Annotated in this window: 3 protein-coding genes; 2 read left to right on the top strand and 1 reads right to left on the bottom strand. The window is 51.7% G+C overall.

All coding sequences use genetic code 11. The annotated features are described in order from the left end of the window. Positions 1 to 132: 132 nt before the first annotated feature. Complete coding sequence (locus A918_RS0113180) at positions 133 to 900, top strand: HpcH/HpaI aldolase/citrate lyase family protein (RefSeq protein WP_028233789.1); 768 nt, start codon at positions 133 to 135, stop codon at positions 898 to 900. A 39-nt stretch (positions 901 to 939) separates the two neighbouring features. On the opposite strand, the gene A918_RS0113175 is transcribed toward A918_RS0113180, so the two are convergent. Beyond that, complete coding sequence (locus A918_RS0113175) at positions 940 to 1,488, bottom strand: alpha/beta hydrolase (RefSeq protein ID WP_022711519.1); 549 nt, start codon at positions 1,486 to 1,488, stop codon at positions 940 to 942. A gap of 291 nt (positions 1,489 to 1,779) precedes the next feature. Between A918_RS0113175 and A918_RS0113165 the strand changes: the two genes are divergently transcribed. Further along, positions 1,780 to 2,616: a VOC family protein gene (locus A918_RS0113165; protein WP_371257523.1), complete on the top strand. Its 837-nt coding sequence runs from the start codon at positions 1,780 to 1,782 to the stop codon at positions 2,614 to 2,616. Positions 2,617 to 2,799 lie beyond the last annotated feature (183 nt).

Raw genomic sequence — 2,799 nt, 5'->3', positions numbered from 1 at the left:
GCACGGAACGCTCCGTGCGGCTTTTTTATTTGATGTTTACTGTGAAGCGCATAGACGCCTTTTTCATTGCGCTCTAAGGTGTCCGTCGGGAACATTCTGAAATATAAGACACATACAGGTGCATTCATGACAATATCTCACTCTTTGGCCACCCGTTTGCGCTCCGGCGAAACGGTTCGTTCCGCGTGGAGTACTATTTCTGATCCGCTTTTGCTGGAGAATATCAGCGCTCTGGGCTTTGATGCGGTGACGATGGATATGCAGCATGGTTCGCATACCGAGGCCAGCATCTGTCAGGGTATCGGCACGATAAAAGCCGCCGGTAAGCCTGCTATTGTGCGTATTCCAGTTGGTCGCTTTGATACAGCCAGCCGCGCTCTGGATTTCGGAGCCAATGCGGTGATTGCCCCGATGATCAATTCCGTTGAAGATGCGCAAGCCTTTGCCGCTGCCATGAAATATCCGCCAGTCGGTGAGCGCTCATGGGGACCGCTGCGCAGTGATATCAGCTACGGGCAGGCCGGTTCCAATGAATATTTGCTCACGGTCAATCAGGAAACATTGAGTTTTGCGATGATTGAGACCCGTGCAGCCTATGACGCGCTGGATGATATTCTGGCCGTGCGCGGAATTGATGGTGTGTTTGTCGGGCCTGCGGATTTCTCAATTGCATGGAGCAATGGTCGTGAAGCTAACCCGCTTTCCGAGGATATTGTTGAGCCGCTGACACGGATTGCGCAAAAAGCAGCCGCAAGCAACAAGCTGGCCGGAATTTATGCTCCCAACAGCGCATTTGCCAAACGGTATAATGCTCTGGGCTTCCGTTTCATAACGCTGGCCTCGGATCGGGGCTATCTGGCCGCCGGTGCATCGGCAATGCTTAAAGCATGGGACGAGTGATGAGATAATAAAAAAGCCGCTTTTAAGCGGCTTTTTCTTTCAGAGCTTGGACAGAAACTGGGTGAAGACCATGGTACCCTCCGGCCATGGGCCATGTCCGGATTCCGCATTAATGTGGCCAGCTTCACCGGCATCAATCAACAGCGAGCCCCATGCATTCGCAATATCTTCAACCGACTCAAATTTTGAGAACGGATCATTGCGGCTGGCAATGGTGATGGCCGGAAATGGCAGACGCTCGCGCGGATAAGGGCCGAAAGTCATCAGATGTTTCGGACGAATCGTTTCATCCAGCACATCCGGCGGCGCGACGAAAAAGCCGCCGGCAACCTTGTCTTTGATATGCGGAATCGCATGAACCGCAGTCGGAACGCCAAGCGAGTGCGCAACCAGCACGACAGGCTTCGTTGCTTCATCAACATGTTTGATGAGCGAGGCAACCCAGTCTTCGCGAACAGGCTTTGACCATTCCGCCTGCTGCACACGGCGGGCGGTGGAGAGTTTATTCTCCCAGCGTGTCTGCCAGTGGTCAGGGCCGGAATTGGTGTAGCCGGGGATGATGAGGATATCTGCGTCTTTAACTTTCATATGCCTGATTTACTCTGCCTGAAGCGTTTATTCAATATTGCTTCTGCGTATCTCTGCTTGGCGAAGAGCGCAGTTTTCACTGCCATTCATATTATTATTCAGAGACATATTTTAAAGATGATGCCGTAAATTGTTTCATCTCAGTGGACAGTTTTGCGAATTTGGTGGTGATTGTATCTTATTTTGTGAACAGCGTGTTTGCCGCTCCGTGTATTGCAACTTGTCCGGCTTAGAGCGATTTATAGGTTATCTGAAAGTAACCGCTAAGCCTGTTATTGCTGTCGGCAGACAATTCCGCGGTGCAGAAACGGGGATGAAATTATGACTAAATTACCATTTGCAGTGACACGTCCGGCTTATGTTGAACGCGTCGGGCTGAAGTCGCGCGATGCTGAAACGCTGGCGCAATATTACGAAAATATTGTCGGTCTGCGTGAAATGGCACGCCGCGGCTCCTCGATTATTCTAGGCGCAGGCGGACGGGAATTGCTGGAAATTGAACAATCTTCTGCTCTGAAGCCGGAAGATCCGCGCAGTGCCGGTCTGTTTCATACCGCTTTTCTGTTGCCTGAACGCGCTGATCTGGCGCGCTGGATCAGACGCGCGATTGATAAGCAGCTGCCGGTTGCCGGTGCATCCGACCATGCGGTGAGTGAAGCTGTGTATCTGACCGACCCTGATGGGAATGGTATTGAGATATATACCGACCGCGAGCCTGATACATGGAAGTGGAACGGCGATCAGGTGCATATGGTAACCGATGCCATGGATGTGAACGGTCTTTTGCAGGAGTTGAACAATGCGCCGTCTGAGTGGACAAAAGCGCCGGAAGGCACTGTTGTCGGCCATGTGCATCTGCGTGTCGGGCAAATTCAGCCTGCGGATGACTGGTGGCATGATGAACTGGCATTCGACACGGTAGCAAAATACGGCTCAAAAGCTGTGTTTCTGTCTTCCGGTGGTTATCACCACCACATTGCCAATAATATCTGGCAGAGTGCTGGCGCCGGTAAACGTGATCTTGACCGCAGCGGTCTGTCTTTTGTGCAGATCAATGATACGCGTGATGTAAAAACGCGCGTGATTGATGATCCGTGGGGGAATGAGATCCGCGTCAACAAAATCTGAATGTCTGATCTAAAAGTTGCCCGACTTGGCTGCAAATGGCAATTTTCTGTGCTCCGGTACTCACGTACACATGGCGCCGCACGTCCGTAGGACGTGCAAAGGACGCCATGAGCTTTAGTTGCTGCATAATCTCATCTTTCATCGAGCGATGAAAGGATTATGCAGAAGTACGCTCCGTTCCGG

Source organism: Pseudochrobactrum sp. AO18b, from assembly GCF_000409565.1.
GTDB lineage: Bacteria > Pseudomonadota > Alphaproteobacteria > Rhizobiales > Rhizobiaceae > Pseudochrobactrum > Pseudochrobactrum saccharolyticum.
Note: the sequence above shows the minus strand (reverse complement) of the source record. Positions and strands in the feature narration are given on the sequence as shown.

What these genes read in the sequence shown, in the direction of transcription:
- A918_RS0113175 (WP_022711519.1), bottom strand. Translation starts at nt 1,488, where the DNA reads ATGAAAGTTAAAGACGCAGATATCCTCATCATCCCCGGCTACACCAAT.